The sequence below is a fragment of the Acetomicrobium flavidum genome, assembly GCF_900129645.1.
In the GTDB taxonomy this organism is placed as follows: domain Bacteria; phylum Synergistota; class Synergistia; order Synergistales; family Acetomicrobiaceae; genus Acetomicrobium; species Acetomicrobium flavidum.
The window spans coordinates 486,259-506,236 of the sequence record NZ_FSQZ01000001.1 but is presented as its reverse complement, the minus strand read 5'-3'; the positions used below and the strand labels follow the sequence as shown (position 1 = coordinate 506,236).

The window sequence follows — 19,978 nt, the reverse complement described above, 5'->3', positions numbered from 1 at the left end:
TCACCTCCCAAGGAATTCATCAAGGAATGCCTCGTCGCCGGAATGCAGGTCCGTGATGCTTTTTTTGCTCAGGTCCAAAAGCAGGTCGCATCCCTTTATCCTGGCAAGCTCTGCAGGTTCGCACTCCCTTTCCCGCCACAGGATCTCGACGCAATATCCAAGTGAAATCAGATTGTCGGCGCAGGCCATGACGGACGAAGGAGTATTTCCGTGGGCCCAAAGAAGGATTTTCTGAGCTTGCGTGGTCTTTTTGTTCATGTTCAGGGCAAGCTTTTCCAGGTCAAGGGCAAATCCCACGGCCTGCCCCATCATTCCGTGGCGCTCAAGGAGGGTATCGTACCTTCCTCCTCCCCCCAAGACGACGCCGCTGTCCTCGAAGTAGGCGTCAAATATGGGGCCGCTGTAGTAGTCAAGCTCCCTCACAAGCGATAGGTCTATCACTATGAAGTCGCCGTATCCCATCTTCGTCAGTTCGGAATATATGGATTTCAGCGGTTTTAGCGCCTCTCCTGTTTCCCCGAGAAGAGACGCTGCCCTGTATAGGACCTCGAAGTTGCCCTTAAGCCATGGAAGCTCCTCGAAAAATTCACGCATATCCGAATGTGGCAGGTCTTGGACGGTCCTTGCGTATTCGTCCATCCTTCCGGTCTCCAGGCAGTTGAGCAATGCACTTGAGTAACCCTTGGGCAATTTGCCCAGTGCCAGCTGTATTAAGGATACGTCCCCCAGCGCTATGCTGATCTTGGGACAGTTGAGCTTGTTTAGGTAAGCCAAAAGCAACCCTATGAGCTCGACGTCAGCCCCCTCTCCCTCCCATCCGATGAGCTCTGCTCCAAGCTGCAGCCTTTCCATGTTGTGTTCCGGAGAATTGGGCCTTCGGTATACCCGCTCCGTGTAGCACAGCCTGTGCGGCCTTTCGTGGGGTTCAAAGTGGGAAGCGCAGTAATCTGCAACGCCCAAAGTCACGTCAGCCCTGAGAGCGCACGGCTCTCCATAGAAGGAGTTGGCGACTATGAGCCTGCCTTGAAGATTGGGGCTCAGTTTATCGGTTACGGCGTCCAGCCGTTGCAGTCCCGTAGGCCAAAAGGGCTTGTAGCCGTAGGGGACGAAGGTATCCATGAACTCCTTTCTCAGCTCCTCCATTGCCGAGGCAACATTGCCTCCCACGTTTCTGCATCCTCGCGGTGTCAGTTTCATCGTGATCCCTGCCCTCATGTGAAATTTCCTGACTATTATTTATCATGCTAATATGATATTCAAAAGAGAAGTTGCCTGTCGGCTATGATATCATGGCCTCGCCCTTCTGTAAAGGCTTCCGGGAAATCGACTTTGACGATGGCTTTTGCTATGATTTAAATTGCCGGAAAGGACGGGAAAATTCATGTCAAAGGCTAAGATAAAAAGATACAGGTGTGCCGAGTGCGGTGCCATAAGCCTGACCTGGAGCGGAAGGTGTCAGACCTGTGGAGGGTGGGGGACGCTCTTTGAGGAAAAGGAAGAGGACCTGCCTGGGCGTCCCAGGGAATCCTACGCCAAGAAAATAACGTTAAGCGAAGTCGGTGAGATCAGGCGTTTCCCCACGGGGATAGACGAGCTGGACAGGGTGCTTGGCGGAGGATGGGTGGAAGGAGGCGTGGTGCTGCTCGGCGGAGAGCCGGGCGTTGGCAAATCCACGCTGCTTCTTCAAAGCGCTATCTCTATGGCCGAGGGCGGCAAAAAGGTGCTTTACGTCTCGGGCGAGGAGTCTCCATCCCAGGTGGCGATGAGGGCAAAAAGGCTCAACGCCAGGGACGGAAATTTATTTTTGCTCTGCACTGACGACATAGACGAAGCGCTGCAGGCTGCCGGAGACGTGGAATTTTTGTTTTTAGACAGCGTGCAGACCATGAGGGACAGGGACGAAGGCGGTTGGCCCGGAAGCCCCTTGCAGGTCAGGGTCGTAGCCCAAAAGTGCATAGAGCTTGCCAAGGCCCTAGGGTTGCCGACGGTACTTGTGAGCCATATAACGAAAAGCGGCCAGATAGCAGGGCCAAAGTTATTGGAGCATATGGTAGACGTGGTGCTCTTTTTTGGGGGCGACAAAACGTCGCGCTTCAGGGTGCTGCGGTCCGAGAAGAACAGGTTCGCCGGCTGTGACGAGATAGGGATATTTGAGATGACCGAACGAGGGCTGGCAGCCGTATTTGATCCGAGCAAGGTCTTTTGGAACGAGATGGCCTTGTCCGAGCCCGGCGTGGCCATGGGAGTGATGCTTGAGGGCACCAGACCTCTTGTGAGCGAGTTTCAGGCATTGGCGTGCGCAACTCCCTTCATGTACCCAAAGCGTACGGCACGCGGGGTGGACTTAAACAAGCTTCACCTTCTTCTGGCGGTCTTGGAGAGGAGGGCTAATTTGAGCGCCAGGAATTTCGACGTCTACGTGAACATCGTAGGGGGAATAAGCACAAAGGACCCTGGGGTGGACCTTGCGATCTGCATGGCCATTGCCTCGACGATAACTGACAAGCCCATACCCCGCGATGTGTGCTTTTTAGGAGAGGTGGGGTTGTCGGGAGAAGTTAGGCCCGTGGCGCGAGCTGCCTTAAGGATCAGGGAAGCCGAGAGGATGGGCTTTAAAAAGATCGTCATGAGCCGGTATGAAAAGGGAGAAAAGAGCTGTAATATAAAACAAATAGGCGTAGAAAGCCTGAAAGAGGCGGTAAGGATGATGCTCTCATGAAGCGCCTCATGTGCTTGTCCGTTATGCTGTTGGCAATCTTTGCTTTGCCTGCCGCGGCTGCTCAAGATAACCCCGTCGTGCTTGTCGTGCCCCTTGACGGTACGGTGGGGACCGTCATGGAAAATTACGTCACTGACATCTTGAAACGAGCCCCCGGCGAGGCAAGCGTGGTGGTCTTTAGGCTCGATACCCCAGGCGGACTTGTGACGTCGATGACGGAGATTACGAGGCAGATAATCGAATCCAAGGTTCCCGTTGTCATGTGGGTTTCCCCTAGCGGTGCCAGGGCTGCTTCGGCGGGGGCCTTTCTCGTCGTATCTGCCCATGTGGCAGCCATGGCTCCGGGCACACGCATAGGAGCAGCGCATCCCGTGCTTGCCTCGGGCGAAGGCGGAGATGAGATCATGCAGAAAAAGGTCGCAAGCGATTTGGCGGCACAGATGCGCTCGCTTTCCTCCATCAGGAAGAGAAATGCCAAGGTCGCAGAAAAGATGGTCACCGAAAGCCTTTCGTTGACGGCCGAGGAGGCGCTAAAGGAACAGGTCATCGACTTCATGGCGGCCGACGAAAAGAGCCTCCTTGCTGCCTTAGACGGACGCGCCGTGAAGCTGGATGGCGGTGAAGTGACATTGAATTTATCGGGCTGCAGGGTAGTTTACGAGGAGATGCCAACGCGCCTTAAAATACTTGAGTTCGTCTCGCGCCCCGACATAGCTTACCTGCTTTTGGTCCTGGGCATATATGCGATAATCTTCGAGGTGCTTTCGCCGGGAGGCTTTGTCATGGGCACGGCCGGGGCGATCATGGTACTGCTTGGGGCTTACGGTTTGAGGATGTTGCCCTTTAATTGGGCCGGTGTGATTCTCCTGGTCGCGGGCATAGTCGTCATGATCGTCGATCTCCTGGTAGGGGGCATAGGGATACTCACGGCCTTCGGGGCCGCGGCCCTCGTCGTTGGCAGCCTCATAATATACAGAGCACCTGGGGGTGAGCTCTTGAGGTTTTCGTTCACTTTTTTGATAGGTGCCATAGTGGCGTTGTCCGCCTTCTTTGTCGTGGCCGCCTGGGCCGTTTTGAGGGCCATGAAGCGCAAAGTCACCTCGGGACGCGAGGAGATGGTCGGCATGTCAGGCAAGGTTGTCCAGGACTTAAACCCCGAGGGAACGGTCTTTTGTCATGGGGAATACTGGAAGGCAAGGTCCCTTGACGGCAGCTTCATAGGCAGAGACGAACCGGTGGTGGTTGAGTCGGTGGACGGCTTCGTCCTTGTAGTAAAAAGAGACGACAAGAGGGGGAATTAATATGTTCGAGGCATTGGAGGGGGTATTAGGCTTGGGAGGCTATTTGGGCGCAATAATCATAATCGTATTGATACTGACTTCGGCGATCAAGGTAATACCGGAATATCAGCGCGGGGTTGTCTTTAGGCTCGGAAGGGTTACGGAGCCCAAGGGTCCGGGCATCGTGGTTATCATACCCATAATCGATAGGCTGATCAAAGTTGACCTGCGGGTTTTGACCATGGACGTGCCCGTGCAGGAGGTATTGACCAAGGACAACGTCCCGATAAAGGTGAATGCAGTCGTTTACTTCAGGGTCATAGATCCCATTAAGTCCGTCGTGGCAGTGGAAAACCACATAATGGCCACGAGCCTGCTTTCTCAGACGACTTTAAGGTCGGTCGTCGGCCGTTGCGAGCTGGACGAGGTGCTGTCCGAGCGGGAGAGGATCAACGTAGAGCTTCAAAAGATAATAGACGAACGAACCGATCCCTGGGGAATCAAGGTCTCGGCCGTCGAAGTCAAGGAACTCGAGCTGCCCGAGAACATGAAGCGTGCCCTGGCCAGGCAGGCCGAGGCGGAACGTGAACGTAGGGCCAAGATCATTAACGCCGAGGGCGAATACCAGGCCGCAGAGAGGCTATCGGCAGCGGCAAAGCTCATGGAGGTCTCTCCCGTCACGCTGCAGCTGCGTTACCTTCAGACATTGAAGGAGATGTCCAGCGAAAAGAACGCGACTATAATAGTTCCCTTCCCGGTGGAGCTGCTGAAGGCCTTTTTACCCGCTGCCGGCAAGGGCAATTCGGGAAATGGCGATCAATAAAGCGGGCCTATTTCCTTGGACTTTGGGACTTGATGTATAATTGGGCTCAAGTTTCACGCTAGAGGAGGTCGGATGAATGCCCTACGATTTTGCTGCCATCGAGGCAAAATGGCAAGAGAGATGGGAAAAAGAGGGGACCTTTAACGTAAGCCCCGATGAAGGAAAACAGAAATTTTACTGTCTGGAGATGTTTCCCTATCCCAGCGGCACGCTGCACATGGGCCACTTGAGAAACTACTCCATAGGAGATCTGATGGCAAGGTTTTTGTCGATGCGCGGATATAACGTGCTTCACCCCATGGGATTTGACGCCTTCGGCCTTCCTGCCGAAAATGCTGCCATAAAATACGGTGTTCATCCCTACGAATGGACATGGAAGAATATCGAGAAGATGACGGAGCAGCTTAAAAGCATGGGGTGCAGCTATGACTGGAGAAGGCGCATAGCCACTTGCCATCCCAGCTATTATCGCTGGAACCAGTGGTTTTTCCTCAAGTTTTTCGAGAGAGGCCTCGCCTACAGGGCGGAAGCTCCCATCAACTGGTGTCCGGGCTGCAAGACGGTGCTTGCCAATGAGCAGGTCATCGAGGGTGGTCACTGCTGGAGGTGCGGCAGCGAGGTAACCAAGAAAAAGCTAAAACAATGGTTTTTCACGATAACGAAGTACGCCCAAGAGCTGCTTGACAGCTTAGACGACCTTCCCGGGTGGCCGGAGAAGGTCAAGATAATGCAGAGAAACTGGATAGGCCGTTCCGAAGGCGTACGGTTAAAGTTCGACGTTCCAAGCTTAGGAGAGACTTTGGAGACCTTTACGACGAGGATAGACACCATCTTCGGCGTTACCTACATAGCCCTTTCTCCGGAGCATCCCTTGGTCTCAAAGATCATCGACTCAAGCTCCGATGGGCAAAGGATAAGGTCCTTCGCCGAAAAGATCATTAAGGCCAATGCTACCATCCGCATAGCCGAGACCGAAAAGGAAGGCATCTTTACGGGATTTTATGCGGTAAACCCTGCCAACGGCAAGGCAGTTCCCATATGGATAGCCAACTACGTCCTCATGGAGTACGGGACCGGCGCCGTCATGGGCGTTCCTGCCCATGACCAGAGGGACTTTGAGTTTGCACAGAAATACGGCATTCCCATAATACCCGTCGTAAGGCCGGAAGGCAGCGAGTTGGCCGAGCTGGCGCACGCCTTTGAAGAAGAGGGAATTGCGTGCAATTCCGGGCAGTTCGACGGCTTGCCCACAGGCGAGGCCTTGAAGGCCATGGCCGAATGGGCCGAAAATGAGGGGTTCGGCAAAAGGGAGGTGCAGTACAGGCTTCGCGATTGGCTTATTTCCCGTCAGCGGTACTGGGGAACGCCCATCCCGGTCGTTTACTGCGATCGCTGTGGAGTGGTCCCCGTGCCTGAAAAGGACTTGCCCGTCCTTCTTCCGACAAACGTTCAGATGCCCAAGGATGGTCACAGCCCTCTGCCTGAGCTTGAGGAGTGGGTCAACACCACTTGCCCCAACTGCGGCGGGCCTGCCAAGAGGGAGACGGACACGCTTGATACCTTCGTATGTTCGTCGTGGTACTTCCTGCGCTTCTGTTCTCCGTGGTGCGACGATAAGCCCTTCGACGACGAGGTGCATTATTGGACGCCTGTCGATCAGTACATCGGAGGCATAGAGCATGCCTGCCTTCACCTCATATATTCGCGCTTCTTCACCAAGGTCCTGGCCGATATGGGCTTGATCCGCTTCAGGGAGCCCTTTCAAAATCTTCTTACCCAGGGCATGGTGATCAAGGACGGAGCGAAGATGTCCAAGTCCAAGGGAAACGTGGTAGACCCAGATGATATCATCAAGCGCTATGGAGCCGATACGGCAAGGCTTTTCATACTTTTTGCCTCGCCTCCCGACAAGGACCTGGAGTGGTCGGACCAGGGCGTTGAGGGCGTGTACAGGTTTTTGTCCAGGCTTTGGCGATACATGGAAGAAAACATGGAACAATTGAATAAGGCCGCCCTTGAGCATGTGGCCATGGATGCTTTAAGCGAGCCACGCAAGCGAGACCTCAAGCGAAGGATACACAGGACGATAGAGCTGGTTACCAGAGATATAGAGGTTGAAAGGCAGTTTAATACGGCAGTCGCAAGGTTCATGGAGCTTTTTAACGACATGTATTCCTATGAGCCCAAGGACGGGGCGGATTGGGCCTTGTTGCGGGAGGCCGCCGAGACGCTTATTGTGTGTCTTTCTCCCTTTGTGCCCCACATATGCGAGGAGCTGTGGGAAAGGCTCGGGCATAAGGAGATGGTCGTAAGGCAGCCTTGGCCTAATGTCGATCCGACAGCTTTGGTCGAGGACGAAATTACCTTAGTCGTTCAGATAAACGGAAAGGTTCGCGAAAGGCTTACCGTCCCAGCAGGGTTGTCGCGGGAGGAGATAGAAAGAAGAGTGCTTGACGATCCCAGGGTTCAAAGAAGGCTGGAAGGACAAAGGCTGATAAAGACAATAGTGGTTCCCGACAAGTTGGTCAACCTGGTGGTGAAGGGGTAGTGCCACACCTGGTGGCGGTACAGCTTGCCTCGTCAGGGCGGAGCGTGATTGCCCATGTCTTAGGTGAGCTTCGGTCCCTTGGTTACGAGCAGGCAGGCAGGCTCGACGGCTCAGTGGGCTGGGAGGAGCTTTTTGCCGCTGCCACTACCCGTGGTCTTTTTGGGGGACGTTTGTTTTACGTCGTCGACGATGCTGACGAACTGGGGCCCTTTCCCGAAAAGTTTGAAGAGTGGATTGAGGGCAAGGAAGCTTCAAACGTGATCGTGCTGGTTTACGGCGGCAAATGCAGCGCCTTTCCCAAAAAGCTCATGGGCAAGATGGATATAGTTCAGGGCAAAGACGTTCCTCGAGGTCAAAGGGACCGCATCAGGGCCATCGAAGAGCTTGCTGCAAACAAGGGCTTGAAGATGACCAGGGAAGCAGCTCTGCTCCTTGAAGAATGGGTGGGGGATTTCGAGGAATTGGAAGGAGAGATTGAAAAGTTCTCTCTTTCCGGCAATGCGATTGTTACCGCCGATTTGGTCAGGGAGTTGTCGAAGGACGAAGGGGCCCGGGCAATGTATCGCCTGCTTGATGGGGTATGCACAAAAGATGCGATAACCGTCATGCTCGCCTTAAGGCAACTGGAGGACCGTATGGAGCTTCTTGCGGTGATCTCCGCCCTTTATAACAGGCTAAGGCTTGCAGCTCTTGTTTCTTCCTTTGGTGATCAATGTCTTGATGCGTTGAATGCAAAGTTCTACCAGGGCAAGATGGCACGCGAGGCAACGAAACATTACGGCAAGGATGTGCTTTGGAGATCTGTGGCGGCGCTCGGGTTGTCTTCGGCTGCCGAAAAGATGGGGCTGGGGAAGGGCTGGTTGGGCCTGGAGATGGTGCTGTTAGAGATGATCCGGACCCAACCTCCTTTTTCCGATCAGTTGCTTCCTTGAGAAGTGGGCTCTGCCTCGGACGACTTCCTGAGGCCGGCGATCAATCTTGCGAGCATGGCTTTGCGGCGTGCGGCGGTGTTCCTGTGCATGACGCCTTTGGTTACGGCTTTATCGATGACGGATTGGGCCTCATTGAAAAGTTGAACCGCCATGTCGAGGTTATTCTGCTCTACGGCTGTGGCCACCTTCTTGACGATGGTCTTTGTCCTCGTCTTCCAGGCGCGGTTGTAGATCCTGTTTCTCTCGGTGACATGTATCCTTTTGATTGCCGATTTCGTATTGGGCATCTTTCGCGATTCACCTCCTGTCGCTAGTATTCGCGCGTTGCTCATTCTATCATGGTTTTGTGCTTTGAGGCAACATCCGGATTTATAAGGTTAGGGGGCTGGAATATGGCTCGGATGGATGACAGCGTAAGAGAAGCCAAGATATTGGATTTCATAAAGAACTTGACATCGGCGTTCTTCGTGGTGATCTCGGTCATCGGTTTTTTATTCGCCAAAGCCGGACGTCCCTGGGGGGAAATGCTTAGTGCTGTTGGAGTATCCGGGGCTGTTGGCATATTTACAAACATATTGGCCGTTAAGATGCTTTTTCGCCCCATATACATACCCCTAATAGGCGTGCCCATACCGGGAAGCGGCGTCATAGCCAAAAACAGGGATCGCATATTGGATACCTTTGCAAACGAGGTCAGAAACAGGCTGCTAACCCCCGATGCCCTGAAGCAGGCCGTAAGCGACGAGGCCTTCTTTCAGTCCGTAAGCCCGGTATTGCAGCGCGAGATAATGCGGCTTTACCTGAGGAGGGATAACTTAAGGGCACTTTTGAGGGTGCTGGAAAAGCCGCTCACCGATTTTTTCAGCAGCCCGGGATTTGAGCAGATGGTAAGAGAAAGGCTGATAGACGTCGAGCGGTCGCATTTTGTCCTGTCTTTGGCCTCCAAGGTGGGCCTGTTTCAGGTGGAAAACCTGACCAAATGGATAGTTTCCCTGGTGAAGGACAGGTGGATACATTTCTTGCAGGGGGAGGAGGGTTTAAGGGAGCTTCAAAGACAGGTGGCATTGATGCTTTCCAAGATCTCCTGGGAGGAGGGGGATGCCATAAAGGTCTTTAGGGAGACCTTCGAGAGGATCGTTCGCCGGATATTGGAAAGGATCGATTTGGGTGAGCTTGCGAAGAGGTCTTTAGGCGAAGTGGAGGAAGGAGATGTGGAGGCTTACCTTGAAAAGCTGGCCCACAAGTACCTCTTCTGGATAGAGATGTGGGGTGGCATAGTTGGTGCTATCATAGGCTTGTTCATGGGCATATGGTTTGTGATATAGAAGCCTTTGGCTTTCGTTTTCGAAAAGATAGCGTAAAATATTTGTAGGAGATTTTCAGAGGTAAAAAATAATGGGACCGCTCCTTTTGGTAGAATCTTTGTGTGACCAAAAACTCATAAAGGAGGGTCCCAACTTGAACAAGGTTATTTTACTACAAATTGTCTCAAACTTCATCTCCGAGATATTGAAGTTTTTTTGCAGTTCCAATGTCAGGACGCTGGCTGAAATAGAAGATGAGCTTTTTCGCATGACGAAGGCCTTCATCCGGGAGATCGTAAAGGCTTACTTCGAGCTTGTAGACGAAGCCATATTAAAGGACAAAACGTCTCGAAAGCAAAGAGGATTGGTCGTAGAAAGGCGTGAGGACAGAAGGAGCTTATATACCATCTTTGGTGATATATCTTTCAAGAGGACCTACTACTTCGACAAAAGTCATAAAAAATATGTATACCCCCTGGACGAAGCATTAAGGTTGGATAAACGTCAAAGGTTGAGCAAAACAGTAACGGTAAAGCTGGTAGAGACGGCAGGCCAGGTATCTTACGCCAAAAGTTCGATGAACGTAACTGAGGGTGAGTTATCCAAACAGACCGTCAAAAACAAGATACACAGCCTAAACCTGGAGGCCTTGAAGGTAGAGGTCCCTAAAAAAAGAGGCGTAGAGGTATTACATATAGATGCAGATGAGGACCACGCATCTCTGCAAAACGGCAGAAGCACGAATCTTCCTTTAGTCTGCATATACGAGGGCACCTTTAAAGAGGGGTCCAAAAACAGATGTATAAACCCTATATACATGAGCGGTTACGGAAAGGACACAGATGAGTTTTGGCTTGAGGTAGCAGATAGGATATACGAGCTTTACGACCCGGAGGACATAAAGGGCATATACATCCATGGAGATGGTGCAAATTGGATAAAGGAAGGTATAAGCTGGCTGCCCGAGTCAAAGCTGGTGCTGGATAAATTTCACCTAAATAAAGCGATCCTTGAATCCACGGCAAGGCAGCCTGAAAAGAGACGTGATATATACAGGGCCATAAATACAAATGACTCGAACTTTTTTAAGAAAATAACCTCCGAGATGTTTAAATGCGCTTCAAGCGAGAGGGAAAGAAAGATGATCGCAGATTTCAGGAGGTATATAACCAACAACTGGCAGTCTATAACGATTCGAAACGAAGAGGATTGCGGCAGCTCAAGCCCCGAGGGTCACATTAGTCACGTGCTTTCTTCTAGGTTAAGTTCCAGGCCTATGGCCTGGAGCAGGAAGGGTTTAAAGAATGTGTCTGCTTTGAGGGCTTACATCTGTAGCGGTGGGAAAGTGAAAGCGGAACACGTAAGGGGAAATGACCAAAAGGGCGACAAGACAGACAAAAGACACAACTTCACATTAAACCTAGAAGATATCTTTAGTTCGACTGTAAGCGAGATAGGCTCCATAACGGTACTCGGCACCGGGAAGGTAACGCCCCTATACACGACCTTAAAGGGCATATGCCATAGCGGGTTTGATTTTAGCTGAACTAAAAGACGTTGCCCTTTAAGATACATGAGGAGTGGTTCCTAAAAATCCTACAAAAACTTGACGCGGTCTTTCGAAAACAAAGTATTGCTACATGAACGCCGCATGTGATATAGTATCCTGGCTCCTTTATTGGTGTAGGTTCGACTAATTTATGAACGTTGAGATTGGAGGTGCTGTCCGTGCCTAAGAGGACCTTTCAACCGCATGTCAAGCCTCGTAAGCGCAAAATGGGATTTTTGGCCCGCACAAGTTCGCCGAGCGGACGACGCATTCTTCGCAACAGGAGGCGTAAAGGACGTCAGAGGTTGGCAGTTTAACAACGATGCGTTTTGGCTATCCCAAGTCGGCGAGGTTGCGCCGAAGAGATGAGTTTGATCGCGTATTTCGCGAGGGAAAGATGGCCCATGGCCGTTATGTCAGGATGTTGTATGTCGAGGTTCCCTGCGATATATCGCGCATCGGTGTGGCAGTCGGAAAAAGGACAGGCAAATCATGGGCTCGAAACAGGGGGAGGCGTTTGCTGAAAGAAGCTGCAAGACGCCTCCTGCCATGGTTGAGGGGCGGATACTGGATAGTTTTTTTGCTTTCTCCTTCGGGTTTGACGCAGAGAGCGCAGGAAATCTACCTAGATATGGCAAACTTGTGTAGTCGTGAAGGTTTGCTCGTCGCCGACTGGCCCGGCATCGATTTTACGCCATGGGCTAAAGAGGACAAAAACGATGAAAAGGACAAATAAGGCTCTCGTATTGCCCAAGATGATGCTTGTGGGTTTTATCAGGGCGTATCAGATTTTCGTTTCTCCCCTTTTGGGGCGCAACTGCAGGTTTTACCCAACCTGTTCGCAGTATGCCATCGAGGCCCTGGAACGGTGGGGAGTAATTCGCGGTAGTTGGTTAACCGTAAAGAGGTTATGTCGATGTGGTCCGTGGCATCCCGGAGGATATGATCCCGTTCCCGGAACAGATCGAAAGATAGGGCAGGTGAAAATATAGTGGGTTCTTTGTGGCAATCTGGTAGCGATTTGCTTTTGGGAGTGCTTAACTTTTTTTACGGCATCAGCCATTCATACGGAGTAGCTATCATACTTTTGACCATCCTGGTCAGAGTGCTGCTGTATCCTCTCTCGCATAAACAGCTTGTGAGCATGAAGAAGATGCAGCAGATTCAGCCCCGCCTCAAAACCTTGCAGGAGAAGTACAAGGATGACAAGCAGAAGTTGAACCAAGAGGTAATGAAGCTTTACAGGGAATATGGGGTGAATCCTGCGGCGGGTTGCTTGCCCTTGCTTGTGCAGTTGCCCATCCTGATACTTCTTTTCAAGGTGATAATGAACTACGACTTTGGGGAGGAGTTTTTCCTCGGCATATCGCTGAAGCACTCGCTTCTTTCGCTGATGAGCCAGGCTCTTGGCGTTGCGACCGCCAAGGCAGGCGTCATGACCGTCATAAGCGGTATAGTCTCCAACCCCGCTGGCCTTCTGAATTTCGGATTATACGGAGGGACCTTGATACTTTGGCTCCTGATAGGTTTTGTTACGTGGTTTCAGCAGAAGATCACCACAACAGGGGCGGCAAGCGAACAGATGGCCTTCATGGGGTGGTTCATGCCCCTCTTCATGATGTTCATATGCCTGAGCCTTCCCGGTGGCGTGTTGCTCTATTGGGGCGTTTCTTCCCTGATCGGAGTGGTACAACAGGTATGGGTACAGCGCAGGACTTCCGTTGAAATATCACAAAAGCCCGTCTTGTACAAGGACAAGCCGCGATCGGCGGAGAAATCCAAGGCGGAATCGGAAGAAGTTTCCAAGGATGTATAGAGAAAGGTAGGGCGATTATCCCTTGAGCGAGAAAGAAGTTATTGTCGTTGAAGCCTCTTCTTTGGAGGAGGCGAGAGCAATTGCCGCGCAGGAGTGGGGAATAAGCCCAAGCGATGTGGTGATCAATTTAGTCGAGGAAGAAAAAAAGCTATTCGGTATCTTGGGCAAACGCCTTAAGGTGGAGGCCAGGCCTGCCCGTGCCATTGAGATCCTAAGGGCTCAGAGGGTATTGGCGGAGTTGCTGGAAAAGATGGGCTTAGATGTGACCTTGTCGTTTGAGGATGACAATACTATAGACATAAGCGGCGACGATGCCGGCATAGCCATTGGAAGGTACGGAGAGACCCTTAGGGCATTGGAACACCTCCTCAACCTGATGATTGCTTCATCCGCCGCAGGTGCCTTTAGGGTGCGCCTGGACAGCGGCGGATATCGAAGCAGGCGCGAGGAGAGCATAAAGAGGATGGCCGTATCTGCCGCCCGAAAGGCAATAAGCAGAAATAAGCCCGTTGGGCTTCAGCCGATGTCAAACTGGGAGCGTAAGGTAGTACACACTACGCTGCAGTCAATGGAGGGCATCGAGACTCGCTCGGTGGGGCAGGATCCTCACAGGCGAGTGATAGTTTGCCCGAAACCTTCGAGGGAAGGCAAAGAGGGCGCCAAGGGAGATCAAGGCGGTACACGGTGAGATTGAAACCAACAACCCTTGCGTCGCTTTAGTTGTAGTGTTAATATGAACATACCCTAGACTAGGTGGATCGGCATTCGTCCTTCTTGGTCAAGGGATTTTTTTAGTGAGGTGATATAGTGATGGAAGATTGGAAGCAGAAGGTCATCGAGGAGTTTAAGACTCACAGCGCCGATACGGGGTCCCCGGAGGTGCAGGTCGCCATACTGACCTACAGGATTCGCTACCTGACGGAGCACCTCAAGGTCCACAAGAAGGACTTTCATTCGAGGAGAGGCCTCCTGAAGATGGTCGGCAAGAGGAGAAAGCTCCTGAAATACCTGCAGGAAAAGGATTTCAACCGCTACAAATCGTTGATAGACAAACTGGGTCTGCGCCGTTAACGACTTCAATTTAAAGGCGAGGAGGTCCTCGCCTTTAATCGTCACGAAAGCTTCAGATCGATATTTTCAATGGGAGGAAAGTTTAGGAATGAGCGATGAAATGAACTTTGAGATGGAGATAGGCGGAGAGGCTCTTACCTTTTCGACCGGGCATCTCGCAAAACAGGCCAACGGTGCAGTATATGCCCGTTATGGAGATACAACCGTCCTTGTCACGGCATGCATGGAAGATACCCCCAGGGAAGATGTGGACTTCTTTCCCCTCATAGTGGATTATGAGGAGCGTTTTTACGCTGCCGGCAAGATACCAGGCGGTTTCATCAAAAGGGAGGGAAAGCCCTCGGAGACGGCCATTTTGAGCGCCAGGCTCGTGGACAGGTCCATAAGGTCGCTGTTTCCAGAGCATATGAAAAATGACGTTCACGTGGTAGCCACGGTGCTGTCGGTAGATCAGGTCAATCCGCCCAACATGCTGGCCATAAATGCCGCCTCTGCAGCGCTCGTCATCTCGGACATCCCCTGGGACGGACCCGTAGGAGCCGTTCGCGTGGGCTACATAGACGGCCGTCTGGTCATAAATCCCAAGGAATCCGACATGCAAGGAAGCGTCCTTGACCTGGTCGTGGCCGGCCATAAAGACGGAATTACCATGGTGGAGGGGGGAGCAAACGAGGTACCGGAAGACGTCTTGATAGACGCCCTTGAGCTTGCCCAAGAAGAGATAAGGCGCCTCGTTGACTTTCAGTTGAGGATGAAAGAAGCCGTCGGCAAGGTCAAAAGCGAGATACCTTCCCCGATCGAGGTCCCGGAAATTGAGGAGTTCGTCGAAAGGAACCTTTACGGCGAGATTTACGAAGCCGTCAAGATCCATGCAAAAAAAGAGCGCAGCGACGCCATCAAGGCCATAGAGCAGAAGGCGTGGGAGCGCTTCGAGGAAGCCTATCCAGAACATGAGGCTTATATCTCCGAAGTGGTGACCCGGTTCGTCAAGAAGGCCATGCGGTCCCTAATCCTTGACGAGGGCAAGAGGGCTGACGGCAGGGCCATGGACGAACTGAGACCCATAACGTGTGAGGTGGGATTTTTGCCCAGGGTTCACGGCTCGGCCGTGTTCACCAGGGGTGAAACTCAAGCCTTGGTCGTCACGACCTTGGGCATGGCCGGAGAGGATGAACAGATACTGGACGGGCTGAAGCTGGACGAGCCGCCAAAGCGATTCATGCTGCATTACAACTTCCCGCCCTTTTCCGTCGGGGAAGTTAGGCCGATGCGCGGTCCCGGAAGGCGCGAGATAGGCCACGGGGCGCTCGCCGAAAGAGCGGTAAAGCCCTTGATACCATCCGAGACGGAGTTTCCCTATATCATAAGGGTCGTATCGGATATACTTGAATCCAACGGCTCCAGCTCCATGGCAAGCGTATGCGGTGCCTCGCTGTCCCTGATGGACGCCGGAGTGCCCATAAGAAAGAGCGTGGCCGGCATCGCCATGGGCTTGATAAAGGAAGGGGAAAGGGTCGCCATATTGACCGATATCCAGGGGCTTGAGGACCATTACGGAGACATGGACTTCAAGGTGGCCGGAACGCGCGACGGCGTTACCGCGCTGCAGATGGATAACAAGGCAGGCGGGATAACCAGGGACATTCTGGTTCAGGCCCTGGAGCAGGCCAAAAGGGGAAGGCTTCAGATACTGGACATCATGGATGCCGTCATATCCTCTCCGAGAGAGGAGCTGTCCCAGTATGCTCCTAGGATATACACCATGAACATCGACCCCGATAAGATAAGGGATGTCATAGGCCCCGGCGGTAAGACCATCAGGAATATCGTCCAAAAAACCGGCGTCAAGATAGACATAGGAGACGAAGGCGTCACTTACATTGCAGCTTCCTCAGAGGCTGCGGCCCATGAGGCCATGTCGATGATCAAATCGCTGACGAAGGAAGTCGAGCCTGGAGAGGTTTACCTTGGCAAGGTTACGAGGCTGACCAGCTTTGGCGCCTTCGTCGAGCTGCTTCCCGGCAAGGAGGGGCTGCTTCACATCAGCGAGGTGAGTTCCTCTCATGTGCCCAAGGTGGAGGACTTCTTCAAGGTCGGAGATCCCGTATTGGTCGTGGTGAAGGAGATCGACGAGCTTGGCAGGATAAACTTGAGCAGAAAAAGGATACTGGAGAACCCCGACGATTTTCCGCTCACCCCCGAGATGCGGGAATTTTTGGAGGAGGATAGAAAGAGGGACTCCTCCCTGACCAAGAAAAGGGATTCGGATAAGGGTCGCCATCCCAGGCCGAAGAGGGATTAGCAATGGGAGACAGCATCAAAGTGAAGGTGTCCCGAAGGGGAAATGCGTTAAGGTTCGACATGCCCTCCTATATGACGCCATCCTCTTCGGGAGTTGATTTGAGGGCAGCCGAGGAGAAGACGATAGAGCCAGGCAGTTGGGCCTTGATAGGCACGGGGCTTTACCTGGAGATCCCAATGGGCTACGAGGCTCAGGTCAGGCCTCGTAGCGGCCTTGCCCTAAAACACGGCGTGACCGTTCTGAACGCCCCGGGCACGATAGATGCGGACTACAGAGGAGAAGTGGGCGTCATACTGATAAACCTGGGGAGAGAACCCTTTGAGGTGAAGGTTGGAGACCGCATAGCACAGCTCGTCATCTCGGCCGTATGCAGGGTCGGTTTCGAGGAAGTGGAAAGTTTGAGCGAAACCGCCCGTGGAGCAGGCGGTTTCGGCAGCACAGGCTTAAAGTGAGTTGCAAATTGATATGAAGGGGTAGTTTTCATGTCGTGGGCTTTGAACAAGGTAATACTATCGCCATATGAGGCATCCGTCTTTCGCCGTGAAACTTTGCCCACGTGCGATGATGTAACCGTAGAGATTGGCTTTGGCAATGGGGAATTCTTGTTGGATATGGCCTCCCGCAACGAAAGAGGTTTCTGCTTCGGCATCGAGGTCTCCATGACCTCCATTCTTAAGGCCGCACGGAAATGTCTGATGCGTCGTTTGCCGAACGTCAGGCTGTTGTGCGGCGACGGAAGCTTCCTGCTTCGGGAGTTTTTCTTGCCGGAGTCCGTCGGCAGGGTTTACGTAAACTTTCCCTGCCCATGGCCGAAAAAAAGACATGCCAAAAGGCGGCTGGTTACGCCGGGATTTGTCTGCAACCTGGCTCATGCGCTGAAGGTCAAAGGGGCCTTTGAGCTTGCAAGTGACGAGCGTTGGTATATAGAGGACGCCCGAACGTGTCTCCTTGAAAACCCTGCCTTTGAGGTTGGCGATGTCTTAGTTGGCGAAAGCAGCTCTTTTAGGACCAAATATGAGGAAAAGTGGATATCCATGGGCAAATCCATATATAGGCTAAAGGCCACAAAGCATGTGCCCTTTAGGGTTGAGCCGGTGGTGGATTGGGAGGTGACGGCGTTGAACGTTAAAGCCAAAAGACCAGATGTATGGGAAGCCTCGAGGTTGAGCTGCCTTTGTGGCCTTACGGGCGGGGAGGAGCGTTTCAGGTGGACCTTTAAGGACCTCTTTTTGGGATCCCAAGAAACGGCCCTTCTTCAGGCGATAACCGTCGATGATGGATTTGAACAGAAGTTTTACATTCGCCTGGTCCCCTGCGAAGGTGAGGTTTTGATAAAGCTCGACGACGCATCATCCATATACAGGACTCCGGCCGTGAAAAGATCCTTTGCCGCGTTGGCGGAGGAGATAGAGCGTCTTTGAGAAAGACTTCCAGTAAGGTCCTTTTGGCCCTCTTTAATGCCATAGGCGACATTAGTGGGAGGTCTTTCCTCGATCTTTTTTCGGGGAGCGGCCAGATTGCCCGTGAGGCATGGGCTAGAGGAGCAAGGCCCGTTGTGGCCGTTGAAGCGGACAAAGCCTCCTGCGCCAACTTGCGCTCTTTATGCAGGGACAGGGAGGGTTTGGAAGTGGTTTGCATGGACGTAAGAAGGGCCTTGCCCAAGCTCGCAAAGGATGGATATGAGTTTTCCGTAATCTTTGCCGATCCGCCTTACGAATATGGCTGGATAGGGTGGCTTCTTTCGTCTCTGTCCAAGTACGATCTATTGTTGAAGCCCGATGGTTTACTGGTCCTTGAGCGCTCGAAGAGGGAGGATCTGCCCCTGCCCTTGGAGGGGTGGAATTTGTGTAAAGAGAGGTCTTACGGCGATACCGTATTGTCCTTTTTATGTCGGGGTGAAGGAAGCCCGAAGGAGGAGAAATAATTGTGCTGAAGGCCGTTTATCCCGGTTCCTTTGATCCCATAACCAACGGACATCTTTATGTGGCCGAAAGGGCTGCCGCTTTGTTCGATGAGTTGATACTTGCCGTGTTGGTTAACCCGCAGAAGAAGTCAACCTTTACGGTAGAGGAGAGAAAGGCAATGGCTCGCGAGGCCTTGAGCCATGTCTCCAACGCAAGGGTGAAGAGCTTTGAGGGCCTTTTGGTCGACTTCATGAGGCAGGAGCGCTGTCGCGTAATTGTCAGAGGCCTTAGGGCCTTGTCCGATTTCGAGTACGAGTTTCAGATGGCCCTGATGAACCGCGAGCTTGCCCCTGAGGTGGAGACCATATTCATCGTGACTGACGCTCAATACTCATACCTGTCCAGCAGCGCAGTCAAGGAAGTCTTTCAGTTCGGGGGATCGGTGCAGGGCATGGTCCCTCCGGGGGTATACAGGAGACTTCGGGAAAGGTTTCCGCCGAAGGACCTCATACGGTGATGGGCTTTTGGATGACATCTTTTCTCCTTTGCGGAGCGTTGCATAGCATCTCCCAAAGCTCGACGGCCTTGTATTCAAAGGCTGCGATGGTCTTGCTGTAGGGGGACTCGAGCGATCCTGTCTTCGTGATCAGGGGAAGGCGAGCTTTCTTTCTCATGGTCTTTAGCAGAGCACGGCCCTTGTCGTCAAAGCCGAGCACGCGTATATAGGGCACCGACAACCTTTGGACGGCCTTGTTTGTCCAGTGATCGTAGGCAAGCAGTATATGCATGAGGTGTCGCTGTACGCGAGCCTTCGGATATCTCTTGGTGGAGATGGCTTCGATGAGCTCCTGCAGGTCTTTGGAGTATTTTGAGGCTTGCATTATCCTGTTTTCGATTCCCTCTTTCATCTCGGCATAGCTTGCAAGCTCCTTGGGCGAAGCCCTCAAGCAGGAGGCGATTATCATCCTGAAGAGCGCATCGTCGTCTATGGCACATCTTCCCCTATCGAAGGCCTTTTTTAATATGAAAAAGCTTTCCTGCGGCACGTAGGGACAAACCTCATCTAAGCCTTTTTCCTTGATCGCCTTCCTTATGGCAGTCGCGCTTGCCACATCGGTCAAAGTGTCGTCCAGATAGGCGCGTCCCGTTCTTTCTACGGGAACGGGAGTTAGGGGATACCCCTTTTGGGTGATCCTCATCATGTAGCCTACGGCCAATATGTTGTTCGAGGAAGACATCAGACGCCCTGCACCGGGTATAAGATCCTCTAGGGCCAGGGAACGTGATTCTACGTATGAATGGCCCTCTTGCAGGTGCCGCTTCAAGTTCTCCTTGAAAGAGGGAGGCTCCTCTATTAAGATATCGATGACTCCTTTAAGTGAATGGAAGGACGTGTCCTCCATTCCAAAGGACAGGTGGGTTACCGTTTCGGTAGCGGCGAGCAGATCGACGCCTGCCGAACAAAAGACGCCGGCGTTATGGCACGAAAAAGCCGAGGGCATCTCTATGACAAGGTTTGCACCTTGCGCCAATGCCATCCTCGTCCGTTCCCATTTGTCGATCATCGATGGCTCTCCACGTTGGACGAAGTTGGAAGAGAGCGCGATGACGGTGCAGCTTGCATGGGTCATTTCCTTGGCCTTGTTCATGTGATACAGGTGTCCGTTATGAAAGGGGTTGTATTCAGCTATTATTCCAAGTATGGCTTCCTGCATCGAATCGACCTCTTT

Annotated in this window: 21 protein-coding genes; 18 read left to right on the top strand and 3 right to left on the bottom strand. The window is 52.5% G+C overall.

The window, feature by feature from the left end; translation table 11 throughout:
* Positions 1–1,197 (bottom strand): ATP phosphoribosyltransferase regulatory subunit, encoded by a 1,197-nt coding sequence (locus BUQ78_RS02550; RefSeq protein ID WP_318259462.1) that lies wholly within the window; start codon positions 1,195–1,197, stop codon positions 1–3.
* Between the two features lie 184 nt (positions 1,198–1,381).
* On the opposite strand from BUQ78_RS02550, the gene radA reads away from it, so the two are divergent.
* The 5 genes from radA to holA all read left to right on the top strand — a co-directional run bounded on the left by radA (position 1,382) and on the right by holA (position 8,302).
* The gene (gene radA, locus BUQ78_RS02545; RefSeq protein ID WP_074199171.1) at positions 1,382–2,719 is read left to right on the top strand and encodes a DNA repair protein RadA; all 1,338 of its coding nucleotides are present in this window, start codon (positions 1,382–1,384) and stop codon (positions 2,717–2,719) included.
* A complete protein-coding gene (locus BUQ78_RS02540) occupies positions 2,716–4,020 on the top strand; it encodes an NfeD family protein (RefSeq protein WP_074199170.1) in 1,305 nt (434 codons plus the stop codon). Before radA ends, BUQ78_RS02540 begins: the two co-directional genes overlap by 4 nt.
* A 1-nt stretch (position 4,021) precedes the next feature.
* Positions 4,022–4,822, top strand: a complete 801-nt coding sequence (locus BUQ78_RS02535; protein WP_014806479.1) for a slipin family protein — start codon at positions 4,022–4,024, stop codon at positions 4,820–4,822.
* Between the two features lie 76 nt (positions 4,823–4,898).
* The gene (gene leuS, locus BUQ78_RS02530; protein WP_074199169.1) at positions 4,899–7,370 is read left to right on the top strand and encodes a leucine--tRNA ligase; all 2,472 of its coding nucleotides are present in this window, start codon (positions 4,899–4,901) and stop codon (positions 7,368–7,370) included.
* Entirely contained in the window at positions 7,370–8,302 is a 933-nt protein-coding gene (gene holA / locus BUQ78_RS02525) for a DNA polymerase III subunit delta (protein WP_074199168.1), read from the top strand. Before leuS ends, holA begins: the two co-directional genes overlap by 1 nt.
* On the opposite strand, the gene rpsT is transcribed toward holA, so the two are convergent.
* Positions 8,287–8,589, bottom strand: coding sequence for a 30S ribosomal protein S20 (gene rpsT / locus BUQ78_RS02520; protein WP_074199167.1), 303 nt, complete (start codon positions 8,587–8,589; stop codon positions 8,287–8,289). The genes holA and rpsT overlap by 16 nt on opposite strands.
* Positions 8,590–8,694: 105 nt before the next feature.
* Between rpsT and BUQ78_RS02515 the strand changes: the two genes are divergently transcribed.
* The 13 genes from BUQ78_RS02515 to coaD all read left to right on the top strand — a co-directional run bounded on the left by BUQ78_RS02515 (position 8,695) and on the right by coaD (position 18,765).
* Positions 8,695–9,627: a DUF445 domain-containing protein gene (locus BUQ78_RS02515; RefSeq protein ID WP_074199166.1), complete on the top strand. Its 933-nt coding sequence runs from the start codon at positions 8,695–8,697 to the stop codon at positions 9,625–9,627.
* Positions 9,628–9,760: 133 nt separating this feature from the next.
* A complete protein-coding gene (locus tag BUQ78_RS02510) occupies positions 9,761–11,152 on the top strand; it encodes an ISLre2 family transposase (RefSeq protein ID WP_074200144.1) in 1,392 nt (463 codons plus the stop codon).
* A 173-nt stretch (positions 11,153–11,325) separates the two neighbouring features.
* The gene (rpmH, locus tag BUQ78_RS02505) at positions 11,326–11,472 is read left to right on the top strand and encodes a 50S ribosomal protein L34 (protein ID WP_404792223.1); all 147 of its coding nucleotides are present in this window, start codon (positions 11,326–11,328) and stop codon (positions 11,470–11,472) included.
* 5 nt (positions 11,473–11,477) lie between these two features.
* Positions 11,478–11,891, top strand: coding sequence for a ribonuclease P protein component (gene rnpA / locus BUQ78_RS02500; protein ID WP_041459741.1), 414 nt, complete (start codon positions 11,478–11,480; stop codon positions 11,889–11,891).
* On the top strand, positions 11,875–12,147 hold the full coding sequence (gene yidD, locus BUQ78_RS02495) for a membrane protein insertion efficiency factor YidD (RefSeq protein ID WP_014806486.1): 273 nt from the start codon (positions 11,875–11,877) through the stop codon (positions 12,145–12,147). Before rnpA ends, yidD begins: the two co-directional genes overlap by 17 nt.
* Entirely contained in the window at positions 12,147–12,971 is an 825-nt protein-coding gene (locus BUQ78_RS02490) for a YidC/Oxa1 family membrane protein insertase (RefSeq protein ID WP_014806487.1), read from the top strand. The genes yidD and BUQ78_RS02490 overlap by 1 nt, the downstream gene beginning before the upstream one ends.
* 22 nt (positions 12,972–12,993) lie before the next feature.
* Positions 12,994–13,659 carry an RNA-binding cell elongation regulator Jag/EloR gene (jag, locus tag BUQ78_RS02485; RefSeq protein ID WP_074199165.1) on the top strand — a complete coding sequence of 222 codons (666 nt, stop codon included), beginning with the start codon at positions 12,994–12,996 and terminating at the stop codon, positions 13,657–13,659.
* Positions 13,660–13,781: 122 nt separating this feature from the next.
* Positions 13,782–14,042, top strand: a complete 261-nt coding sequence (rpsO, locus tag BUQ78_RS02480) for a 30S ribosomal protein S15 (RefSeq protein ID WP_014806489.1) — start codon at positions 13,782–13,784, stop codon at positions 14,040–14,042.
* A gap of 88 nt (positions 14,043–14,130) precedes the next feature.
* Positions 14,131–16,344: a polyribonucleotide nucleotidyltransferase gene (locus BUQ78_RS02475; RefSeq protein WP_074199164.1), complete on the top strand. Its 2,214-nt coding sequence runs from the start codon at positions 14,131–14,133 to the stop codon at positions 16,342–16,344.
* Positions 16,345–16,346: 2 nt separating this feature from the next.
* Positions 16,347–16,796 (top strand): dUTP diphosphatase, encoded by a 450-nt coding sequence (dut, locus tag BUQ78_RS02470; RefSeq protein WP_014806491.1) that lies wholly within the window; start codon positions 16,347–16,349, stop codon positions 16,794–16,796.
* Between the two features lie 30 nt (positions 16,797–16,826).
* A complete protein-coding gene (trmB, locus tag BUQ78_RS02465) occupies positions 16,827–17,765 on the top strand; it encodes a tRNA (guanosine(46)-N7)-methyltransferase TrmB (protein ID WP_074199163.1) in 939 nt (312 codons plus the stop codon).
* The gene (locus tag BUQ78_RS02460; RefSeq protein ID WP_074199162.1) at positions 17,762–18,268 is read left to right on the top strand and encodes an RsmD family RNA methyltransferase; all 507 of its coding nucleotides are present in this window, start codon (positions 17,762–17,764) and stop codon (positions 18,266–18,268) included. The genes trmB and BUQ78_RS02460 overlap by 4 nt, the downstream gene beginning before the upstream one ends.
* A gap of 2 nt (positions 18,269–18,270) precedes the next feature.
* Entirely contained in the window at positions 18,271–18,765 is a 495-nt protein-coding gene (gene coaD, locus BUQ78_RS02455) for a pantetheine-phosphate adenylyltransferase (protein WP_014806494.1), read from the top strand.
* On the opposite strand, the gene BUQ78_RS02450 is transcribed toward coaD, so the two are convergent.
* Positions 18,755–19,963, bottom strand: a complete 1,209-nt coding sequence (locus BUQ78_RS02450; protein ID WP_074199161.1) for a nucleotidyltransferase — start codon at positions 19,961–19,963, stop codon at positions 18,755–18,757. The two genes, coaD and BUQ78_RS02450, sit on opposite strands and share 11 nt — an antisense overlap.
* Positions 19,964–19,978: the final 15 nt, after the last annotated feature.

Excerpts from the sequence above, each read along its gene's own strand:
- BUQ78_RS02550 (WP_318259462.1), bottom strand. The coding sequence starts at position 1,197 with ATGAAACTGACACCGCGAGGATGCAGAAACGTGGGAGGCAATGTTGCC.
- radA (WP_074199171.1), top strand. The coding sequence starts at position 1,382 with ATGTCAAAGGCTAAGATAAAAAGATACAGGTGTGCCGAGTGCGGTGCC.
- BUQ78_RS02540 (WP_074199170.1), top strand. The coding sequence starts at position 2,716 with ATGAAGCGCCTCATGTGCTTGTCCGTTATGCTGTTGGCAATCTTTGCT.
- BUQ78_RS02535 (WP_014806479.1), top strand. The coding sequence starts at position 4,022 with ATGTTCGAGGCATTGGAGGGGGTATTAGGCTTGGGAGGCTATTTGGGC.
- leuS (WP_074199169.1), top strand. The coding sequence starts at position 4,899 with ATGCCCTACGATTTTGCTGCCATCGAGGCAAAATGGCAAGAGAGATGG.
- rpsT (WP_074199167.1), bottom strand. The coding sequence starts at position 8,589 with ATGCCCAATACGAAATCGGCAATCAAAAGGATACATGTCACCGAGAGA.
- BUQ78_RS02515 (WP_074199166.1), top strand. The coding sequence starts at position 8,695 with ATGGCTCGGATGGATGACAGCGTAAGAGAAGCCAAGATATTGGATTTC.
- rnpA (WP_041459741.1), top strand. The coding sequence starts at position 11,478 with ATGCGTTTTGGCTATCCCAAGTCGGCGAGGTTGCGCCGAAGAGATGAG.
- yidD (WP_014806486.1), top strand. The coding sequence starts at position 11,875 with ATGAAAAGGACAAATAAGGCTCTCGTATTGCCCAAGATGATGCTTGTG.
- rpsO (WP_014806489.1), top strand. The coding sequence starts at position 13,782 with ATGGAAGATTGGAAGCAGAAGGTCATCGAGGAGTTTAAGACTCACAGC.
- BUQ78_RS02475 (WP_074199164.1), top strand. The coding sequence starts at position 14,131 with ATGAGCGATGAAATGAACTTTGAGATGGAGATAGGCGGAGAGGCTCTT.
- dut (WP_014806491.1), top strand. The coding sequence starts at position 16,347 with ATGGGAGACAGCATCAAAGTGAAGGTGTCCCGAAGGGGAAATGCGTTA.
- trmB (WP_074199163.1), top strand. The coding sequence starts at position 16,827 with ATGTCGTGGGCTTTGAACAAGGTAATACTATCGCCATATGAGGCATCC.
- BUQ78_RS02450 (WP_074199161.1), bottom strand. The coding sequence starts at position 19,963 with ATGCAGGAAGCCATACTTGGAATAATAGCTGAATACAACCCCTTTCAT.